Origin of the sequence: Microbacterium sp. 1154 (assembly GCF_031455375.1) — a bacterium.
Taxonomy (GTDB): Bacteria; Actinomycetota; Actinomycetes; order Actinomycetales; family Microbacteriaceae; genus Microbacterium.
The window spans coordinates 382,669-397,647 of record NZ_JAVDSN010000002.1 but is presented as its reverse complement, the minus strand read 5'-3'; the positions used below and the strand labels follow the sequence as shown (position 1 = coordinate 397,647).

Below are 14,979 nucleotides of genomic sequence, written 5' to 3'. Positions count from 1 at the left end.
TGGTTTCCCACGGGTGTATTCCTCACTGCTCGGGGCGGTGTTTATCGGCGGATCCGAGCAACGCGTCCTTGAATGCCAAGCCGACATCTCCGATTCGCCGCCCAAGGATGAAGACCGCCCAAGCCGTCGTCTTCTCCATCTCGGCCCAGTACGCATCAGCGTTGCCTCCGATGACGTACTGGATGTCATCCCGGTTCTGTGGCAACTCAAGCCAGGCGGATCTGTCGCCGGGGGTGGGATCGGTGATTTCGGGCATTTGGGTGCGTTCCTTCGTGCGTGGTGTGCGGGGGAATCGTGTTGCCGTTGGCGGGGACTCCGTCGTCCCCTGCTTATCTTCTGGCGTGCCGCGCTTCCGCGTTCACCGCCACCGACCTGGTGGTGTTGTTATCCATATGGGTAACGTACCGCAGTATCCGAACGGATAACAAGTCCGGCGCGGGGGAATCTGCCCGGTAGGCTCGAACCCTCATGTCACAGTTAGCAATCGGCATCGTCGGCCTTCCCAACGTCGGAAAGTCGACCCTCTTCAACGCCCTGACCAAGAACTCGGTGCTCGCCGCGAACTACCCGTTCGCCACCATCGAGCCGAACGTCGGGGTCGTGAACCTTCCCGATGTGCGCCTGCAGAAGCTCGCCGACGTCTTCGGCAGCGAGCGGCTCGTGCCGGCGGCGGTGTCGTTCGTCGACATCGCGGGCATCGTCCGCGGGGCCAGCGAGGGGGAGGGCCTCGGCAACCAGTTCCTCGCGAACATCCGTGAAGCGGATGCCATCGCCCAGGTCGTCCGCGGATTCGCCGACGACGACGTGGTTCACGTCGACGGCTCGGTCAACCCGGCCAACGACATGGAGACCATCAACGCCGAGCTGCAGCTCGCCGACCTCCAAACGCTCGAGAAGGCCATCACCCGTTACGAGAAAGAGGTCAAGGGCAAGAAGCTCGACCCCTCGGTGCTCGAAGCCGCGAAGGCCGCGCAAGACGCCCTTCAGCGCGGCGTGCTGCTGTCGGCATCCGGAATCGACCTCTCGCCGATCCGCGAGCTGGGACTGCTTACCGCGAAGCCGTTCATCTTCGTCTTCAACGTCGACGAGGCCGTCCTCACCGACCAGGCCCGTAAGGACGAGCTCGCCGCGCTGGTTGCGCCCGCCAAGGCCGTGTTCCTTGACGCGAAGATCGAGTCGGAACTCATCGACCTTGACCCTGAGGACGCGGCCGAGCTGCTCGCGTCGACCGGACAGGACGAGTCGGGCCTCGACCAGCTCGCCCGCATCGGGTTCGACACACTGGGCCTGCAGACCTACCTCACCGCCGGCCCCAAGGAAGCGCGCGCCTGGACGATCCCGCAGGGCGCGAAGGCGCCGCAGGCCGCCGGTGTCATCCACACCGACTTCGAAAAGGGCTTCATCAAGGCCGAGGTCATCTCGTTCGATGACCTGGTCGAGCTCGGCTCGGTGGCCGAGGCCCGCTCCAAGGGGAAGGCACGCCTCGAGGGCAAGGACTACGTCATGCAGGACGGCGACGTGGTGGAGTTCCGCATCGGAAATACATCTGGCGGGTCGAAGTGACCGCGCCAGTCTCGGCGTTGGAGGCCGCCACCAATCTTCTGGCCGACGTTGACTCGTTGCTCAATCACCATCCAGCCCAGAAGGACCCCAAGCCGGGCAAGCCCGCGGGGCCAGGTTACGCACCGCTGCTTCGGGCAGGCACGTCGCTTTGTTATACCGCTTGGGAGGTCTACGTAGAAGAGGCGCTCCTGGAGACGGTGAGTTGGCTGATCGAGAACAGATCGCCCAGCGAACTCCCGGACGCACTGAGGTCGTGGGTGTCGGATCAGAGTGGCGATCCGTGGGCGTTCGTGGGCGATTCGTGGCGTACCGCGGTCTTGGAACTGGTGCGGTCGCGGGTGGAAGGTGACGAGAAGGGACGCTTTGGGTTCAACACCGCAAGCGTTCCCGGTATCGAGGGTCTATACCTCCAGGTGCTCGGGTACAGCCCCCTACGGACAATCAGTTGGCAGAAGAAGGCGAACACCGCAGTGCGAAAGGATATCTCGCAGCTCGTGACGACGCGTGGCGAAATTGTGCACCGGGGCACGACCCCTGGATCACTGACCCTCGGGGGAGTGCGGGGTTGGGCAGATTTCGTGCGACGTTTGACCGAGAAGTTCGACGAGCGCATGGTCGAGTTCCGCACCGGTAGTGCCTCGGGCGGATCGAAGTAACCGTGACGCTCGATCCGGTCGCGATCACCGCCCTCATCGTGGCGGTGGTGGCGATACCGATCACCATCTGGGCCACGCGGCGATGGGGCAATCGACGCGCTGTCCTCACCTATGCGGTCGAAACTGTTCCTCTCCTACCTGGCGACGATCAGGCTCTGCTCCTAGAGGTTCGCTACCTCGGGGTGCCGATCCCCGACCCGCATCTGTTGACGGTCACCTTCCGTAACACGGGTCCGAAGGACATACCGTCCGACTCGTTCGACGCCGGTAAACCCATCGTCATCAAGTTCACTGCCAAGTCCTACGGGGTGACGGCGTCGGCGGGCGGGCCTGATTGGTACGCACCCGGCCCGGACGCGAGCAGCGGCGAGGCGAAGGTCGAACTCCGCCCGCGACTTCTAAAACGCGGTCAGAGTTGGTCGCTCTCCCTCATCGTGCAGGGTCCCGTCGAGCCGGTGATCGAGTCCCCGCTGGTCGAGACCGACTTGAAGATCGGCAGTAGCGATATCGGCACTCCTCTGGAGGTCGTCGTCCACGTGCTCGGGCAGGCCCTACCGCTACCAGGAATGGTCCTACCGTGGCGGATGTTCGGAGGAAAGTAGCCGCCGACCCTGTGCACAAGGTTGTGGATCCAGGATTTGCGAATCGAGACTGCCGCTAGCGCGTAACGCGCCTCAAAAGCCCAGGTTAGCGCGTACATCCATCAATGCCGTATGCTGAGGAAAGGCCCCGCTCCGACCCTGTGGCCTCGACTCGTCCTCGAACCCCTGGAGCGGGGCCTTCGCCATGCCACGATCTAGACGGTTAGCGCGTGACGCGCATTAAATAGCATGCTTGCATGCGGAACGCAAGACGAGTACGGTACTGCGTGACGAGTCCGAGGCCCCCACGGTGCACTCTCTCGTCGCTGTCGGCACTTAAACACCCTCAGCGGAAGTCGACACCGCGCCGTCGTCTAGAAGGCGGTCCCTCAGGGTCACACGTCGTTCGCCCCCATTCGGGTGGCGGGCTATTCGTCGTGGCCTCCCTCCGGACATGTTTAGCCGGTAACGGGCAGAAATCTGGCGCGCCCGTTCTGGAGTCCGAAGGGCTCCCACCGTGGCTTATGCCTTCCTGGAGGAACCATGTTCGACACCGAGGACGACTGGAACGCGATGTTCGCCGACTTGGCCGCACAGAAAGCCGAGGCCGACAAGGCCACCGCCGCCCTCATGGCCCGACGCCTCACTGTCGAGCGTGAGCACCGAGCCCGTGGGCACGCCATCGACGAGCGAGAACGGCTCCGCCAGCAGGCCCTGCGGCTGGCACGCCGAGCAGGCGTACGTGGGCTCGCACGAGATGCCTTCAGCGACCACACCACGAACCAACTCCGCAACATCATCAACGAGGCCCGCGGGGTCCTGGACTCCAAGATCCGGAACTAAGGGTTAGCGCGTGACGCGCACTCTCCCGCACCCCGACCATGGGTTAGCGCGTACGCACTGAAACCATGAGTTAGCGCGTAACGCGCACTCACCGAAGACCCGCGACCAGCACGTCGATAAGCCCATCGACACCCCTCCACCTGGGCCCGAATCAAGACGCGACGACGCTCTAGAACCTGTTGTGCCGATACTCCTCCCGAAGCATCACGGAGGACACCTTGGCCAAGCCCCAATCACTGCACACGCTCTACGGGCGTCAGTGCACGGTGTGCGCCCACGTCGACCTGGGGGACATCGACGGAGCCTTGGTCGCGAGCGTCCCCATTGCGCGACTGGTGCAACAGTTCGGGCTTAGTCGCGATTCGCTCTACCGTCACCTGCGCTGGCATCTTCGTCCCGCCATCCAGGCCGCGCTGACCTCGACGCCGAGCACCCGCCCCCTGGCCCTGGTGGAGCGACTGGCTGAGATCGCGGATGACGCGCGCGCGGCACGAGCGACCGCCTACGCCTCTGGGAACCCCGCCCTGGGTGCCCGCCTGGGCGACGCCGAGACCAGGGCTCTAGAAGCGCTCGCCGGTCGATTCAAGATCACCCACGACGACGTGGCCGCAGACCGCACCAAGGTCGCGCGCATTGCCCGCGCCCTGGATGCCGCCCTTCGCGCATCCCCCGATCTTGCCCGCGGCGTGGCCGACGCCCTGGCCGCCGAGGGCCTGGGCGACATGGCCGACGACGTGCGCAACTCGATTCCCGATTCCATCCCGACGCTGGAGGCATAAGCCATGAGCACCGACACCATTCCCGACGACGAGACTGTGGGCCAGCGCCGCCTGCGCGAAGCACGCGAGCGTGCAGCAGAGCGCGCCGATGACCCCGGTCCCACGATCCGCCTTCCCCAGCCCGGCGAAGAGGTGCATTGCCTCGTTCCCGGGACGGTGCTCTACAACGGCGACGTGTTCGGCGGTGGCGAGCCCCTGCGCGCGGGTCAGGTCTTCATCGTCACCGCCGCGATGATCGAGGCCAGTCGCGACCGTCACGGCCAGTACCGCGGCGTCAGCCTCGTGCACGAGCCCGAGATGCAGCAGGCCCTCTACAAGGGGAAGATCCTCTTCGCCCCCGGACGCCCCGCCGACGACTTCGTGCCCTGGACGTACGGGGATGCCGTCTGGGCCGAGGCCCGAGAGATCGCCCGACGCGAAGCGCATGCCAAGCCCACCGACGCCGAGCGCCGCCAGGCCCTGGCCGAGGTGCACCGCAAGTACGGGCCCGCGGCCAACACGTCTTGGTCGTCGAACACCGCCATGACGACCAGCGAGCGCCAGGCCATCGCCGAGGATCAGGCGCGACGCACCGCGGCGTCGATGGGCATCCCCTACGTCGGCGGCTCCAGCCTCGGGAACGGTGGCCAGTGATGGGCGCTCCCGTGGGGAATCGCAACCGCGCGCGGCACACCGCCGCCACCGCGCTCGTGGCGAACTACCTGGACGCGCAAGGCATCGCGACGACCACGCACGCTCGCCCGTCGAAGATCTCGGAAGGCATCGGAGACGTGCTGCCCGACATCGACGCCGAAGGCCTCGCCGTCACGGTCACGTCCCGCGTCGACCAGCGCCTGTCGCCTGACCTCGACTCCGCCACGGCCACCGCCCGACTGTCTGGTGCAGGCGCTGGGGCTCTCGTCATGTGGCGCTCGCAGCGCGACATCAGCGAGGCGTACGCGGTGCTCACCCTCGCCGACCTCGCGACGCTGATCCGCCTCGCGCGCCCGTCCTGATCCACGAACTCCACAGACACCGCGCCGCTGGAGGTCACGGGCCAGCAGGCGCGGCCCCGCTCGGGAAGGCGACCCCTTCTCCCGCCTATCCGAGCACCCCGGCCCACCTCGCCATCGTCGCCGTCATCGTCAGCGGCGAGGTGGGCCCCCTCGACTCCCCGAGCTCGGATCACACACCCTCAACGCCGACGATGGTCGGCAGAACAAACCTTTCGGCTGGCGAGTTCGGGCCGAGTCCGGGGCCCCCTTCACCTCACGAAAGCGAGCACGTAATGCCTAGACATGCAGCATCCAAGATCGGCCCATTCAGGTACTCGGGAGTTAACCCGCGCCCTCAGCCCCGCCAGCAGGTTCCTGCGGCTCCTCAGAGCCCCGTCGATGAGTACCCCGACGAGCGCATCGACATGGGCAAGCTCGCACGAGACCGCTACGTCGCCATGCGCGCCGCCGAAGCGAAAGACGCCCGTCTCGTGGCGGTCGCTCCCGTGCCCGCCACCGCCCCCGGCGTAATCGTGTACCTCGGCGAACGAGCGCACCGCATCCCGGCGTCGTGGCAGGTACGCACGAACACGGCGAGCAACGGCATGAGCATGATGTTCTGCCTCGACGCCGCCGACCGCCTGCGCGTATTCACGAACGCGAGCGCCGGGAATCTCGTCGAGCTAGTCGACCTTCCTCGCGACGTGATCGCTGAGTTTCACGCGGCCATGTTCCCGGTGCGCCCCTCGTGAACGGCGTGCGCGTCGTCGGCGTGGGTCCGGCTCTCACCATGGCTGTTCCGGGCGACGCCCTCGTGCGCGTCTTCCCCGCCGTCACCTTCTGGCATGTCGGCGGCGATCTGCACCGACTCACCGTCCAGGGCGACGCCGTGGTCGACGCCCTCGTGCCGAAGGGCTCGCCCGCCTACCTCGTGGGCATGAGCGCGTTCGCGACGGACGGTGACTGATGACGAGCCCGACCGCCGCATGGACGGCCCTGCGGACGGCCATGCTCGACGCCACGCCCGCGTGCTCGGGAGACGCGCGGTTTATCGCGGACGACAGCGACCCCGAGCCCTTGACCGAGATCTGCCGCGGGTGCCCTCTACTCGCGCCGTGCAGCGCCTTGGCCGAGACCGGCAACGTGCTCCCCGTGTTCGGCATCGTGGCCGGTCAGGTGCGCCGCGGGAACCGATCCAGCGGGTTGATGAACGCCAAAGCCATGGGGCGACTCGTGGGTGCCTGAGCCGTTTTCGGAGCACCTCTATACATAAAAGGAACCTTTAATGTATGCTTCAGTCATGAGTACCGGCATCGACCGCGCCACGAAGGCCCTCCTCTACGTCAGGGTCTCGACCGAGGAGCAGGCCGACAAGGGCGCGTCATTGGAGGCCCAGGAGCAGGCCCTCGCCGCCGAGGCTCTGCGCCGCGGTTATGAGTTCGAGGTCGTGCGCGAAGAGGGCAAGAGCGCCAAAAGCCTCCAGGGTCGCGACGAACTCGCTCGCGCTCTGGATCTGCTCGACAAGCACAAGGCTCAGGTGCTGATGGCGGTGCGTATGGACCGCCTATCTCGCAATGTCGGCGACGTGGACGCAATCATGCGCCGCAGCAAGCGCAAGGGCTGGGGAATCATCCTGAGCGGTGAGCAGATCGACACGACGCCGGACGGCGAGTTCCGCACCTACCTGGATGCAGCCCTCGCGCAGCGTGAGCGTGGCATCATCGGTCTGCGTACCCGGGAGGGCATGGCGCAGCGCAAGGCCGAGGGCTGGCCGAACGGTCGCGCCGGTCGCTCTGTGAGCGCCGAGTTCCTGCCCACCTACCGGCGCGTCATCGCGATGAGCGGTGACGGCCTGTCGATGAACGCCATCGCCCGCACGCTGAACAACGAGGCCGTCCCCACAGCCAAGGGTGGGAAGTGGTACGCCTCGACGGTGCGCGCCATTGTCACCAGCGAGACCGCCAAGGGACTGGCCGGGTAGGCCCGTGCAAGCATGCTCGTCCGCCACCCGTATTATTTGGACAACCGCACCCGGTGGGGGTGCTGGGCCATGATCGTTTCGGGGAAGAGCTGATGGACGGTCCTGAAGGCTTCGACTACGTCCTGCTCGCGCAGGCGCAGCTTGGCGCGCCCATCGACTTGGTCTCCTCCATCGTGCGCACGAAGGGTGACACAAACTCCGCGCACGTCGCGGTCGAAACCGTCTTCACGGATGGAGAGCACCCGTTTGACGAACTGAAGCTCGCCGGTGTCGCGGTTCGCCGCCACCACGGGCCGAACTATGTCGTCCTCGAACTCTCCGACGCAGACGGACAGTGGGCGGCAGCGGCATTCACGACGGGGCACGAAGGTGTCTTTCACATAGCATCAGGGCAGCCCCGGACGGACAAGCGTTGGGACAAGCTGGAGCGCGCCTTGTCTGCGCGTCAGTCAGTCTCGCGGTGCTTCCTAAACCACGCCGATTTCCTCACAATAGCGACGGATCTGGGGCGCTACAGTCCGATCCTCGTATCGCGACTGACGGCGCGAAAGACAGAGGACCACTCGTCCATCACGCGTGGCTTTTCTCAGTCTCGTCCCACGCCGCAGCAGGCGGTGGACGACATCGAGGATCAGGGCGGCGTCGTGCGCACCATGAGCATGGTGTCCGACGAGGTCTCCCTACAGATCCGCCGCATCGCGGGCGCAACCTTCTACGGCGGACAGCCGCGCTACTTCGTTGACAACGTCCTATGTCCCCTGGCTGCTGCTGCTGCTGTCAGACGGCAACTGGTGTCCAACAGGGCGCGGCAGGGCGTGGACGACGAACTCCACGCGCTCAGCATCGACCTGTCTGCAAACCTGTTCAATACGAGGGAGGAGACGGGCCTACTCCTGGATGTCGTATCCCAGATGCCGCACACCGAAGTAGCTGTCTTCCATCGCAACCCATATTTGCACTTCGCGCTCTTCGACTCACGCGACGGGTCCAACTTCGACATCGTGGTGACCGAGGCCAACTCGATTCAGATCTACCCGGGGTACCGCGCGTCGCAGGATGCCGTCGCTCGTGTGGCTCAGGCGCTTGGTGAGCGGTTTGGCGCGTCGTCAATCGCCGACCCACCAGAGCGTGAGCGCGTGTCTATCGAAGAGCTGATCGGCTGAGCAGCAGATGGCAGACGCGCCCAAGCCGCAGCCCGACTCCGCGACGCTGCGTGAGTACGAGTTGTACGACCGCAGCGTGGACGTCGTCTCTGCGTTCCACTGGCTCTACACCGACACGAAAGAACTCCCCGACCTTGTCGCTCACTTCGAGCGCTACCCCACCGTCAAGATTCGGGTGGGCGACACCGAGACGAAGATCACTCCTGACTTCACCGTGCTCTTCAAGGATGGCACCGGTCTCGTCGCCGAGATCGCGAACATCGCGCGACACGAGAACTCCGTCGAAAAGCTTTGCCGTCAGCTCCTGAACTACTCGGAGATCACAGAGCTACCAGACGGTACCGGGGGCATGGTCCCCGTGAAGGGTGTGGACGTCCTCTTTCTCACTCCAATGAAAACGGCGGGAGACGCGGTTCAGCGCGTCTTCTCCGAGCGACTCGACAACACCGATCACTGGTACTCGCCCGATGGACGACCCGCACTCATGCAGTTTGCCCAGCAGACCGACGAGTACGTCTTCCAGCTCTGGCCCGATAAATCGATCAACGGCACTCTCCGCCCGCACGGAGACCTGAAGCTGGCGTCGCTCGACGTGCCGCAACTTGTCGTCAAGCCCGGGCACTTTGCGCAGAACAAAGTGCAATACGCGTTCTGCAACGATCCGGTGCCCGCTCTGTATCTCGCGACGCGTCTCATCGTCAGCGTCTTCCCAGTGATGCACGCAGAACCGAGGGAGGTATTTACCACCACCGTGGAGGACATTACAGCGGTCCTCCGGATGCAGTATGGGCAGGGACGCACCGCAGATGTCCAGAGAGCGCTGGACCTTTTGAAGACCGCGGGCTTGGTCACCCGGGCAGCAGATGGTTCGTGGCGAATCCTTCGAGGTCGCGCAGGTCTTGGACGAGAGAACGTCCACATCTCAATAGCGACGAGGGCCGCGAAAGCCGCGATGCCCAAGCCCAAGGCCAAGGCCGCCCAGCCGATGGTCGCTGGATCGGTTCCCCTATTCGACAACGCGGAGCAGTTGGCAGCGCTCCTCGACGGACGCACCGCGGGCGAGCCGGAGGAGACAACCGGCGATCTGAGGGGCTGAGCAGCACCTCAGGGGCCACGGGACCTCTCCGCTGAGATACGTGCAGCTCGTGGTGCAGCCATGTATTGCCCTTGCGTCCTCAGCAGCTGCCTCCGCTTCACCTCCAGCGCCCTCGGATTCAGCGGGCCGATGGCTTCCGGATCTTGGACTCGTCGATTATGGTCACTCTCTCTTCGCTCACACCAGGGATTCGACGACGGTCGCAGGTACAACGGGGGAGATCGTCTCGCCTACCTGGGTGCGACGCCAGGCGCACACCACGTCGGTGGGGTCAAAACCTCGTGCTCCCTGCCTTCCTGGCTTGATCAGCACGAACATGCAGGCGTCGACAATGGATCGGCGCAGATCCAGATCGGCGTCGAGGAACGCCTGGCCGGGGTCAGGGGCTGTCGCCAGCCGTCCGAGGGCATCGCCCCCGGCGAGCGCGGCACGGGCCTCTAGCGCGGCCTGGAGCTTCGCGGAGGTGCGCTCATGCGCAGCGGCATATCGTTTGCCGTCGATGTTGCCCTCGTCGTAGTCGTTCTCGATGTTGGAGAGGAGCGCGCGTGCGTCTGCGATGACGCTAGCGAGGCGGGCATCTTCGGCCTCGTCTAGGGGAGTGGCCATCCGGGCGAGCATGTCGGGCTTGCGTAGCCGGTCCACGATGGCCGAGACGACCACGTCGTTGATGGGGCCCATGGTTCGCACGCGCCCACACTCCGGGCAGGCGTAACGCTGTCCGTTCGTGCGAACGGGAACGCGGCACAGGATGCACTGGAAGAGACCCGCGCCCAGGTACTTCCTCGCGGTGCCCACGCGGTTCGTCTTGCGGTTCGGGTCGGACAGGATGCCTTGGGCCCGGTCGTAGACGGTCTCGGTGACGATGGGTGTCCACTTGGCCTTGTCGGGACCGGCGACGACCTTGCCGAGGTGCATCCGCCGACCGGCGTAGCGAGGGTTCGTCAGGACCGTGCGCACGCTGGATACAGTCCACGCGCCTCCGCCACGGCTCAGAACCCCGTCAGCCTCTAGCCCCTTCGCGATGTTCACGAGTTTCTTGCCACGGGTGAACTCCCGGAAGATGCGCTCGACCACGTGAGCCTCACTCTGGATGACCCTGCCATCCGTGTCGTAGCCAGTGAGCCGGGTTCCCTTCGGGACCCCGCCACGTGCAGCCCGCTGAAGGTTCGCGTCCTTCTGACGGCGACTCTTCCGGTCCATCTCCGCCTTGGCCACCGTGACCTTGATGCGGGCGTACATTCGCCCGCCATCTGTCGTCAGGTCGGCCTCGCCGTTCAAGGTGATGATGGCGAGCCCGCGGCGTTCCGCAGCGTCGATCCAGTCCTCGAGCTCCCTGGGCTGACGCGTGAGGCGGTCCAGGTCATAGCAGAAGATGGCGTCGATCTTCCCGGCCTCATAGTCGGCTTTCAGGCGTTGGTAGTCCGGACGCACCACGTTGATCTTGGACGCGCTCACCGAGTTGTCGACGTACTCGTCGTGCCTTGTGAGGGTGTAGCCGCGCTCCTTCGCGAGGGCCGTCGCTAGGTCGCGCTGGCGGTCGACCGCAGCGCCGTCGCCCGTGGCATCCTTCGAGATGCGGAGGTACAGCACAGCCCTCTTCGTCATGGTTCAAGCATAGGTGTTTTGAGAGCGTATCTCGGTGGAGTTCCGCTTCAACAACTGAGTCGCTCGCGAAGGCGAGGCGGAGAGCCAGTTCGGGCCGCCCCGCACGCGGCGATCGGTCCGTTCCGAGCCGTGCACACACCCCGCCGCTGTGACAGCCGCGGGATCGTGACTTCCCGGCGGACGACGGCGGCGGGGCGGAATGCTCAGTCGGCCCGCGCGATAACGTTGCGCCCATGATCCGGAACAACCGAGCATCCCTGAGCGTGCACAGCGACACGTACACGGTGGCGCAGATCAGCCACATGCTGGGGATCGAACCGGAAAGCGCCGGAGATGTCGGCGATCTCACTCCGTCCGGGCGCGCCGGCCGAAACATGAAGCCGCAGTACCTGACGTATCAACGTACGTTCTGGAGTCTTCACGAGGAATCGCCGGAAGCGAACGGGGAGGACGAGACAGGGTTCTCAGCACTGAGGAAGCTGGTGGAACGCCTGCTGCCCGTCAAGGACCGACTCGCCGAGCTTCGCGCAGGCGGAGAAACCGTCATCTGGTGGTCGGGAGACTCCGACAGCACACAGGGGGGATTCGTTCTCGAGCCCGACCTGCTCGACGCACTGAGTGTCCTCGGGTGTCACGTCTATGGCACGGCCTTCCTCAGCGAGGACGTGGAGAGGGACGCAGAATGAGTCCGCGCACCGCGGGTATGTTCTCGTCGCCGTGATGAGTACCCCATCTGCTCGTCGTGTCATCCGTCTCTTCCCCGATTACTCGCGCGACTGGCCGCTGTGGGAGAACTCGACGTCCACCTGGGATGTCGGGTACACGACGACCCCCGCCATGTACGGGCTCTCCGATGCGCTGACGGGCGCGATCGGCGAGTGGAACACGCTGTGGGAGTCCCAGTTCGACCCGTTCGACGGGTGGAAGAGCGACTCTGCTCGCGAAGCGTGGCGAGAAGCCGGTGTGGAGATCGCGAAGCGTCCGCAAGCGGAAGTCGCTGAGTTCGCCGACGTGCAGTACGAGCCGTGGCCGCTCGGGGGCGACGGTGATTGACTTTCGGCCCGCCTAGGGCGGTCCGTGAGGGTGCGGACCCGGCGAGCAGCCCTCGCGCAGCCCTTCGTGGCCGTGATGGAGGGGCGGGGTGCTGGCTGACCATCGCAACGCGCCGCGAAGGCGTCCTGGTCGGAAGAGTGACCGCTAGGGTCAGGCACGTGACCACCCCTGAGCACGCCCGCATCGAAGACATTGCCTCCTACGCTGCGGTGAACGGCTGGACCTACCAGCCGACCGCCGAGCCGCCCGCGCTCTCGGGCGATATGTGGGAGTACGCCACGGCGGGAAATGTCCAGGACCGCGTCGCCGGACCGGACTGGGAGGTCGGGCGCATAGTCGGCGGGGCGAGGAAGGCCGAGAACGTTCGACAGAACGGCATTTTCACGATCCGGACGAGCGTGTCGGTGAACGTGCCCGTCAGGAGCATCAACCTGGGATATCTCGCGATCCGGCTGCCGCGGCAGCTGCCGCACTTTCTGCTCGATGCGCGGAGCAACAACGGCATCCTGTCGTCTCTTCAGCATCAACCGCAGCGGAAACAGCGACTCTCGCTCGAAGGGGACTTCGACACGCACTTCCATCTCTTCGCGCCGAAGGGCTACGAGCGCGACGCTCTTTACGTCTTCACGCCCGATCTCATGGCCCTGCTGATCGATGAGACGGGCGATCTCGATGTCGAGGTGCGCGACGACATGCTCATCGTCTACCGCCCGGGCGGCTTCGACCTGCACAACCCCGCTGTATGGGAGCGCTTTGCCCGCATCCGGGCCACGGTGGGCCGGAAGGCGTGGACGCAGACCGACGGATACAGCGACGATCGCGCGACGCCTGGGCTGTCGGCATCCGTGGGTCCGCAGGGGCGCCGGTTGAAGCGCAGCCTGCCGCGCTGGGTGTGGATAGGCATCGGGATCGCTGCGGCCGCCGTGCTCGTTCCAGCGGGGATTCTGATCACCGTATTCAGCGTGGCGACATCGCTCTGACGTCAGGCCCCCACGGCCGCCCGCGCCCGGCGCGAGAGCTCGGCGCCGTCGATGCCCGGCCAGCCGTGCAGTCCCTCCGCGTGAGAGGGCGGCAGCGCCGCGGCACCCCAGACCGCTCCCGCCAGAGAACCGGCGATCGCGGCGACCGTGTCGGTGTCGTTTCCTCCACGGACGGCTCGCTCGATCGCATCGAGCGGTGAGCCCGCCCCGGCGACCGCCGCCAGCGCGCCCTGGAACGCCCGGACGATCCAGCCGTTCGCCTCCCGGAAGTCCCGCGGGTGGGTCCCCTCGGTCGCATCGATGAGGTCGGCCCAGCGCTCGCGCCGCTCCGCGGGAACGAGATCGAGCTGCGCGCGCACGTCGAGTTCACCGTTCAGGATGCCGTGGCGGATGGCCCCGCACCACAGGGCGCACGCGTCGAGATTGTCGTCTTCCCAGTGGGTCAGGCGGGCGACGGCACCGGCCGCCGCGGCCATCTCCTCGCGGGGACGATCGAGGTAGCCGAGAGCAAGGGGCCCGGTGCGCATAAGGGAGCCGTTGCCGCCGCTGCGACCCGACGCGTCGTGCACGGCGCGGGAGGCCGCGGTGATGGCATCCATTCGTCCGCCGGCGGGGATGCGGGACAGGACCTGGCGCGTCTGGGCTCCCACGTCGAGGGCATCGCGGGCCCACTCCTGCCAGCGACGGACGATGGTCTCGAGCGACGAGGGGTCCTCGAGTCGGTGCCCGGCGGCGAGCTCGTCGAGGACCGGGACGGCCATGCTCGTGTCGTCGGTCCACTCGCGCTCGCCGTGGCCGAAGTGGCCTCGGCCGAAGGCGGGGACGACGTCGTCGGCGAGCGCGGGACCGAACTCGTACGCCGAGCCGAGGGCGTCGCCCGCGGCGGAGACGAGCACGGCGCCGACAGCGCGATCGACCTGGGCGGGGGAGAGGGCGGTCATGGGGTCAGCCTAGGAGGGCGCCGTTTCAGATGTCGCCGAAGTCGTTCGCCGGCAGGATGATCTGCACCACGGAGTCTCCTTCGAGGACGAGCTTCACGTACTCGCGGCCGACCTCGCCGGGGCGTTGGGACGATTGCGTTCCGGGCGCGTCGCGCGTGTCCATCCGCAGTTCGGAGGAGTCGAAGCCCTCCGTGGCGCCCACCGCGACGGCCTCGGCACGGGTGGAGCCGACACCGACGCCTCCGCTGGTGACCACCGGGTGTCCGGCGACCGTGGGTGTGGAGACGCGGACGGAGGCGCCGCGTGTCGACCCGTCGTCCGGCACGGTCAGGGTGAACCCGGACCAGCCGAGCGCGGTGAAGGTCCCGGTCTCGCCATACGGGCCCTGCACCGCCGACCGGCTCGGCGCGACACCCAGAGCGACCGACCACGCATCGACCGCGGTGATCGAATACTCGAGCGTCGAACCCGCCGCGATCGAGGCGCCGTCGAGGTCGAGGATCAGCACGGCGTCGCTCGCGGGGACCTCCTGCCCCGTGGAGGACTCGGCGGGAGTGGGCTTCACCGTCGGCGTGAACGTCGGTGGGGCCGCCTCGGTCGTCGTCGGTTCCGGGGCCGGCTGCGAAGCGCAGGCGCTGAGGACGAGAACGGACGCCACCGTCGCCGCCAGGAAGGGAATCGTCCACCGCATCCTCGAACGCTACCTGCGGGGTGGTTCGCCATCAACGGGCCGAGGACGCACTCGTTCGACGAGACCGCCGCCT

At 66.3% G+C, this 14,979-nt stretch carries 20 protein-coding genes; 16 read left to right on the top strand and 4 right to left on the bottom strand.

The genetic code is table 11. The features are described 5' to 3' along the window. Positions 1 to 22: 22 nt before the first annotated feature. Positions 23 to 256, bottom strand: a complete 234-nt coding sequence (locus tag J2X55_RS11135; RefSeq protein ID WP_309823436.1) for a hypothetical protein — start codon at positions 254 to 256, stop codon at positions 23 to 25. Between the two features lie 212 nt (positions 257 to 468). Between J2X55_RS11135 and ychF the strand changes: the two genes are divergently transcribed. The 13 genes from ychF (at position 469) to J2X55_RS11070 (ending at position 9,636) form a co-directional block, all read left to right on the top strand. Further along, entirely contained in the window at positions 469 to 1,563 is a 1,095-nt protein-coding gene (ychF, locus tag J2X55_RS11130) for a redox-regulated ATPase YchF (protein ID WP_309823434.1), read from the top strand. After that, positions 1,560 to 2,219 (top strand): hypothetical protein, encoded by a 660-nt coding sequence (locus J2X55_RS11125; RefSeq protein ID WP_309823433.1) that lies wholly within the window; start codon positions 1,560 to 1,562, stop codon positions 2,217 to 2,219. Before ychF ends, J2X55_RS11125 begins: the two co-directional genes overlap by 4 nt. A 2-nt stretch (positions 2,220 to 2,221) precedes the next feature. Next, positions 2,222 to 2,821, top strand: a complete 600-nt coding sequence (locus tag J2X55_RS11120) for a hypothetical protein (RefSeq protein WP_309823432.1) — start codon at positions 2,222 to 2,224, stop codon at positions 2,819 to 2,821. Between the two features lie 522 nt (positions 2,822 to 3,343). Next, positions 3,344 to 3,643 carry a hypothetical protein gene (locus tag J2X55_RS11115; RefSeq protein WP_309823431.1) on the top strand — a complete coding sequence of 100 codons (300 nt, stop codon included), beginning with the start codon at positions 3,344 to 3,346 and terminating at the stop codon, positions 3,641 to 3,643. A gap of 218 nt (positions 3,644 to 3,861) precedes the next feature. Then, a complete protein-coding gene (locus J2X55_RS11110) occupies positions 3,862 to 4,422 on the top strand; it encodes a hypothetical protein (RefSeq protein WP_309823430.1) in 561 nt (186 codons plus the stop codon). Between the two features lie 3 nt (positions 4,423 to 4,425). Beyond that, positions 4,426 to 5,055 carry a hypothetical protein gene (locus J2X55_RS11105; RefSeq protein WP_309823428.1) on the top strand — a complete coding sequence of 210 codons (630 nt, stop codon included), beginning with the start codon at positions 4,426 to 4,428 and terminating at the stop codon, positions 5,053 to 5,055. Beyond that, the gene (locus J2X55_RS11100) at positions 5,055 to 5,417 is read left to right on the top strand and encodes a hypothetical protein (protein WP_309823426.1); all 363 of its coding nucleotides are present in this window, start codon (positions 5,055 to 5,057) and stop codon (positions 5,415 to 5,417) included. Before J2X55_RS11105 ends, J2X55_RS11100 begins: the two co-directional genes overlap by 1 nt. A 404-nt stretch (positions 5,418 to 5,821) precedes the next feature. After that, a complete protein-coding gene (locus J2X55_RS11095; protein ID WP_309823424.1) occupies positions 5,822 to 6,148 on the top strand; it encodes a hypothetical protein in 327 nt (108 codons plus the stop codon). A 38-nt stretch (positions 6,149 to 6,186) separates the two neighbouring features. After that, the gene (locus J2X55_RS11090) at positions 6,187 to 6,363 is read left to right on the top strand and encodes a hypothetical protein (RefSeq protein ID WP_309823422.1); all 177 of its coding nucleotides are present in this window, start codon (positions 6,187 to 6,189) and stop codon (positions 6,361 to 6,363) included. Then, positions 6,363 to 6,641 (top strand): hypothetical protein, encoded by a 279-nt coding sequence (locus J2X55_RS11085; RefSeq protein WP_309823421.1) that lies wholly within the window; start codon positions 6,363 to 6,365, stop codon positions 6,639 to 6,641. The genes J2X55_RS11090 and J2X55_RS11085 overlap by 1 nt, the downstream gene beginning before the upstream one ends. Positions 6,642 to 6,696: 55 nt before the next feature. Beyond that, positions 6,697 to 7,377, top strand: a complete 681-nt coding sequence (locus tag J2X55_RS11080; protein WP_309823420.1) for a recombinase family protein — start codon at positions 6,697 to 6,699, stop codon at positions 7,375 to 7,377. 53 nt (positions 7,378 to 7,430) lie between these two features. Continuing rightward, entirely contained in the window at positions 7,431 to 8,540 is a 1,110-nt protein-coding gene (locus J2X55_RS11075) for a hypothetical protein (protein ID WP_309823419.1), read from the top strand. A 7-nt stretch (positions 8,541 to 8,547) separates the two neighbouring features. Next, complete coding sequence (locus J2X55_RS11070) at positions 8,548 to 9,636, top strand: hypothetical protein (RefSeq protein ID WP_309823418.1); 1,089 nt, start codon at positions 8,548 to 8,550, stop codon at positions 9,634 to 9,636. A 177-nt stretch (positions 9,637 to 9,813) separates the two neighbouring features. Here J2X55_RS11070 and J2X55_RS11065 read toward each other — a convergent pair whose 3' ends face one another. Next, complete coding sequence (locus tag J2X55_RS11065; protein WP_309823417.1) at positions 9,814 to 11,241, bottom strand: recombinase family protein; 1,428 nt, start codon at positions 11,239 to 11,241, stop codon at positions 9,814 to 9,816. Positions 11,242 to 11,474: 233 nt separating this feature from the next. Here J2X55_RS11065 and J2X55_RS11060 point away from each other — a divergent pair, with 233 nt between their 5' ends. The 3 genes from J2X55_RS11060 to J2X55_RS11050 all read left to right on the top strand — a co-directional run bounded on the left by J2X55_RS11060 (position 11,475) and on the right by J2X55_RS11050 (position 13,274). After that, on the top strand, positions 11,475 to 11,927 hold the full coding sequence (locus J2X55_RS11060; RefSeq protein WP_309823415.1) for a DUF4279 domain-containing protein: 453 nt from the start codon (positions 11,475 to 11,477) through the stop codon (positions 11,925 to 11,927). Between the two features lie 34 nt (positions 11,928 to 11,961). After that, a complete protein-coding gene (locus J2X55_RS11055; protein WP_309823414.1) occupies positions 11,962 to 12,294 on the top strand; it encodes a hypothetical protein in 333 nt (110 codons plus the stop codon). A gap of 158 nt (positions 12,295 to 12,452) precedes the next feature. Further along, entirely contained in the window at positions 12,453 to 13,274 is an 822-nt protein-coding gene (locus J2X55_RS11050) for a hypothetical protein (protein ID WP_309823413.1), read from the top strand. Positions 13,275 to 13,276: 2 nt separating this feature from the next. Here the strand turns inward: J2X55_RS11050 and J2X55_RS11045 are convergent, their stop codons facing one another. Together J2X55_RS11045 and J2X55_RS11040 are read right to left on the bottom strand one after the other, a co-directional pair. Continuing rightward, positions 13,277 to 14,215 (bottom strand): ADP-ribosylglycohydrolase family protein, encoded by a 939-nt coding sequence (locus tag J2X55_RS11045; RefSeq protein WP_309823412.1) that lies wholly within the window; start codon positions 14,213 to 14,215, stop codon positions 13,277 to 13,279. A gap of 25 nt (positions 14,216 to 14,240) precedes the next feature. Continuing rightward, a complete protein-coding gene (locus J2X55_RS11040; protein ID WP_309823411.1) occupies positions 14,241 to 14,906 on the bottom strand; it encodes a hypothetical protein in 666 nt (221 codons plus the stop codon). Between the last annotated feature and the right edge of the window lie 73 nt (positions 14,907 to 14,979).

Bases quoted from the DNA above. Each gene is read 5' to 3' on its own strand.
- J2X55_RS11135 (WP_309823436.1), bottom strand. From the start codon at position 256: ATGCCCGAAATCACCGATCCCACCCCCGGCGACAGATCCGCCTGGCTT.
- ychF (WP_309823434.1), top strand. From the start codon at position 469: ATGTCACAGTTAGCAATCGGCATCGTCGGCCTTCCCAACGTCGGAAAG.
- J2X55_RS11115 (WP_309823431.1), top strand. From the start codon at position 3,344: ATGTTCGACACCGAGGACGACTGGAACGCGATGTTCGCCGACTTGGCC.
- J2X55_RS11105 (WP_309823428.1), top strand. From the start codon at position 4,426: ATGAGCACCGACACCATTCCCGACGACGAGACTGTGGGCCAGCGCCGC.
- J2X55_RS11100 (WP_309823426.1), top strand. From the start codon at position 5,055: ATGGGCGCTCCCGTGGGGAATCGCAACCGCGCGCGGCACACCGCCGCC.
- J2X55_RS11095 (WP_309823424.1), top strand. From the start codon at position 5,822: ATGGGCAAGCTCGCACGAGACCGCTACGTCGCCATGCGCGCCGCCGAA.
- J2X55_RS11090 (WP_309823422.1), top strand. From the start codon at position 6,187: ATGGCTGTTCCGGGCGACGCCCTCGTGCGCGTCTTCCCCGCCGTCACC.
- J2X55_RS11085 (WP_309823421.1), top strand. From the start codon at position 6,363: ATGACGAGCCCGACCGCCGCATGGACGGCCCTGCGGACGGCCATGCTC.
- J2X55_RS11080 (WP_309823420.1), top strand. From the start codon at position 6,697: ATGAGTACCGGCATCGACCGCGCCACGAAGGCCCTCCTCTACGTCAGG.
- J2X55_RS11070 (WP_309823418.1), top strand. From the start codon at position 8,548: ATGGCAGACGCGCCCAAGCCGCAGCCCGACTCCGCGACGCTGCGTGAG.
- J2X55_RS11065 (WP_309823417.1), bottom strand. From the start codon at position 11,241: ATGACGAAGAGGGCTGTGCTGTACCTCCGCATCTCGAAGGATGCCACG.
- J2X55_RS11060 (WP_309823415.1), top strand. From the start codon at position 11,475: ATGATCCGGAACAACCGAGCATCCCTGAGCGTGCACAGCGACACGTAC.
- J2X55_RS11055 (WP_309823414.1), top strand. From the start codon at position 11,962: ATGAGTACCCCATCTGCTCGTCGTGTCATCCGTCTCTTCCCCGATTAC.
- J2X55_RS11045 (WP_309823412.1), bottom strand. From the start codon at position 14,215: ATGACCGCCCTCTCCCCCGCCCAGGTCGATCGCGCTGTCGGCGCCGTG.
- J2X55_RS11040 (WP_309823411.1), bottom strand. From the start codon at position 14,906: ATGCGGTGGACGATTCCCTTCCTGGCGGCGACGGTGGCGTCCGTTCTC.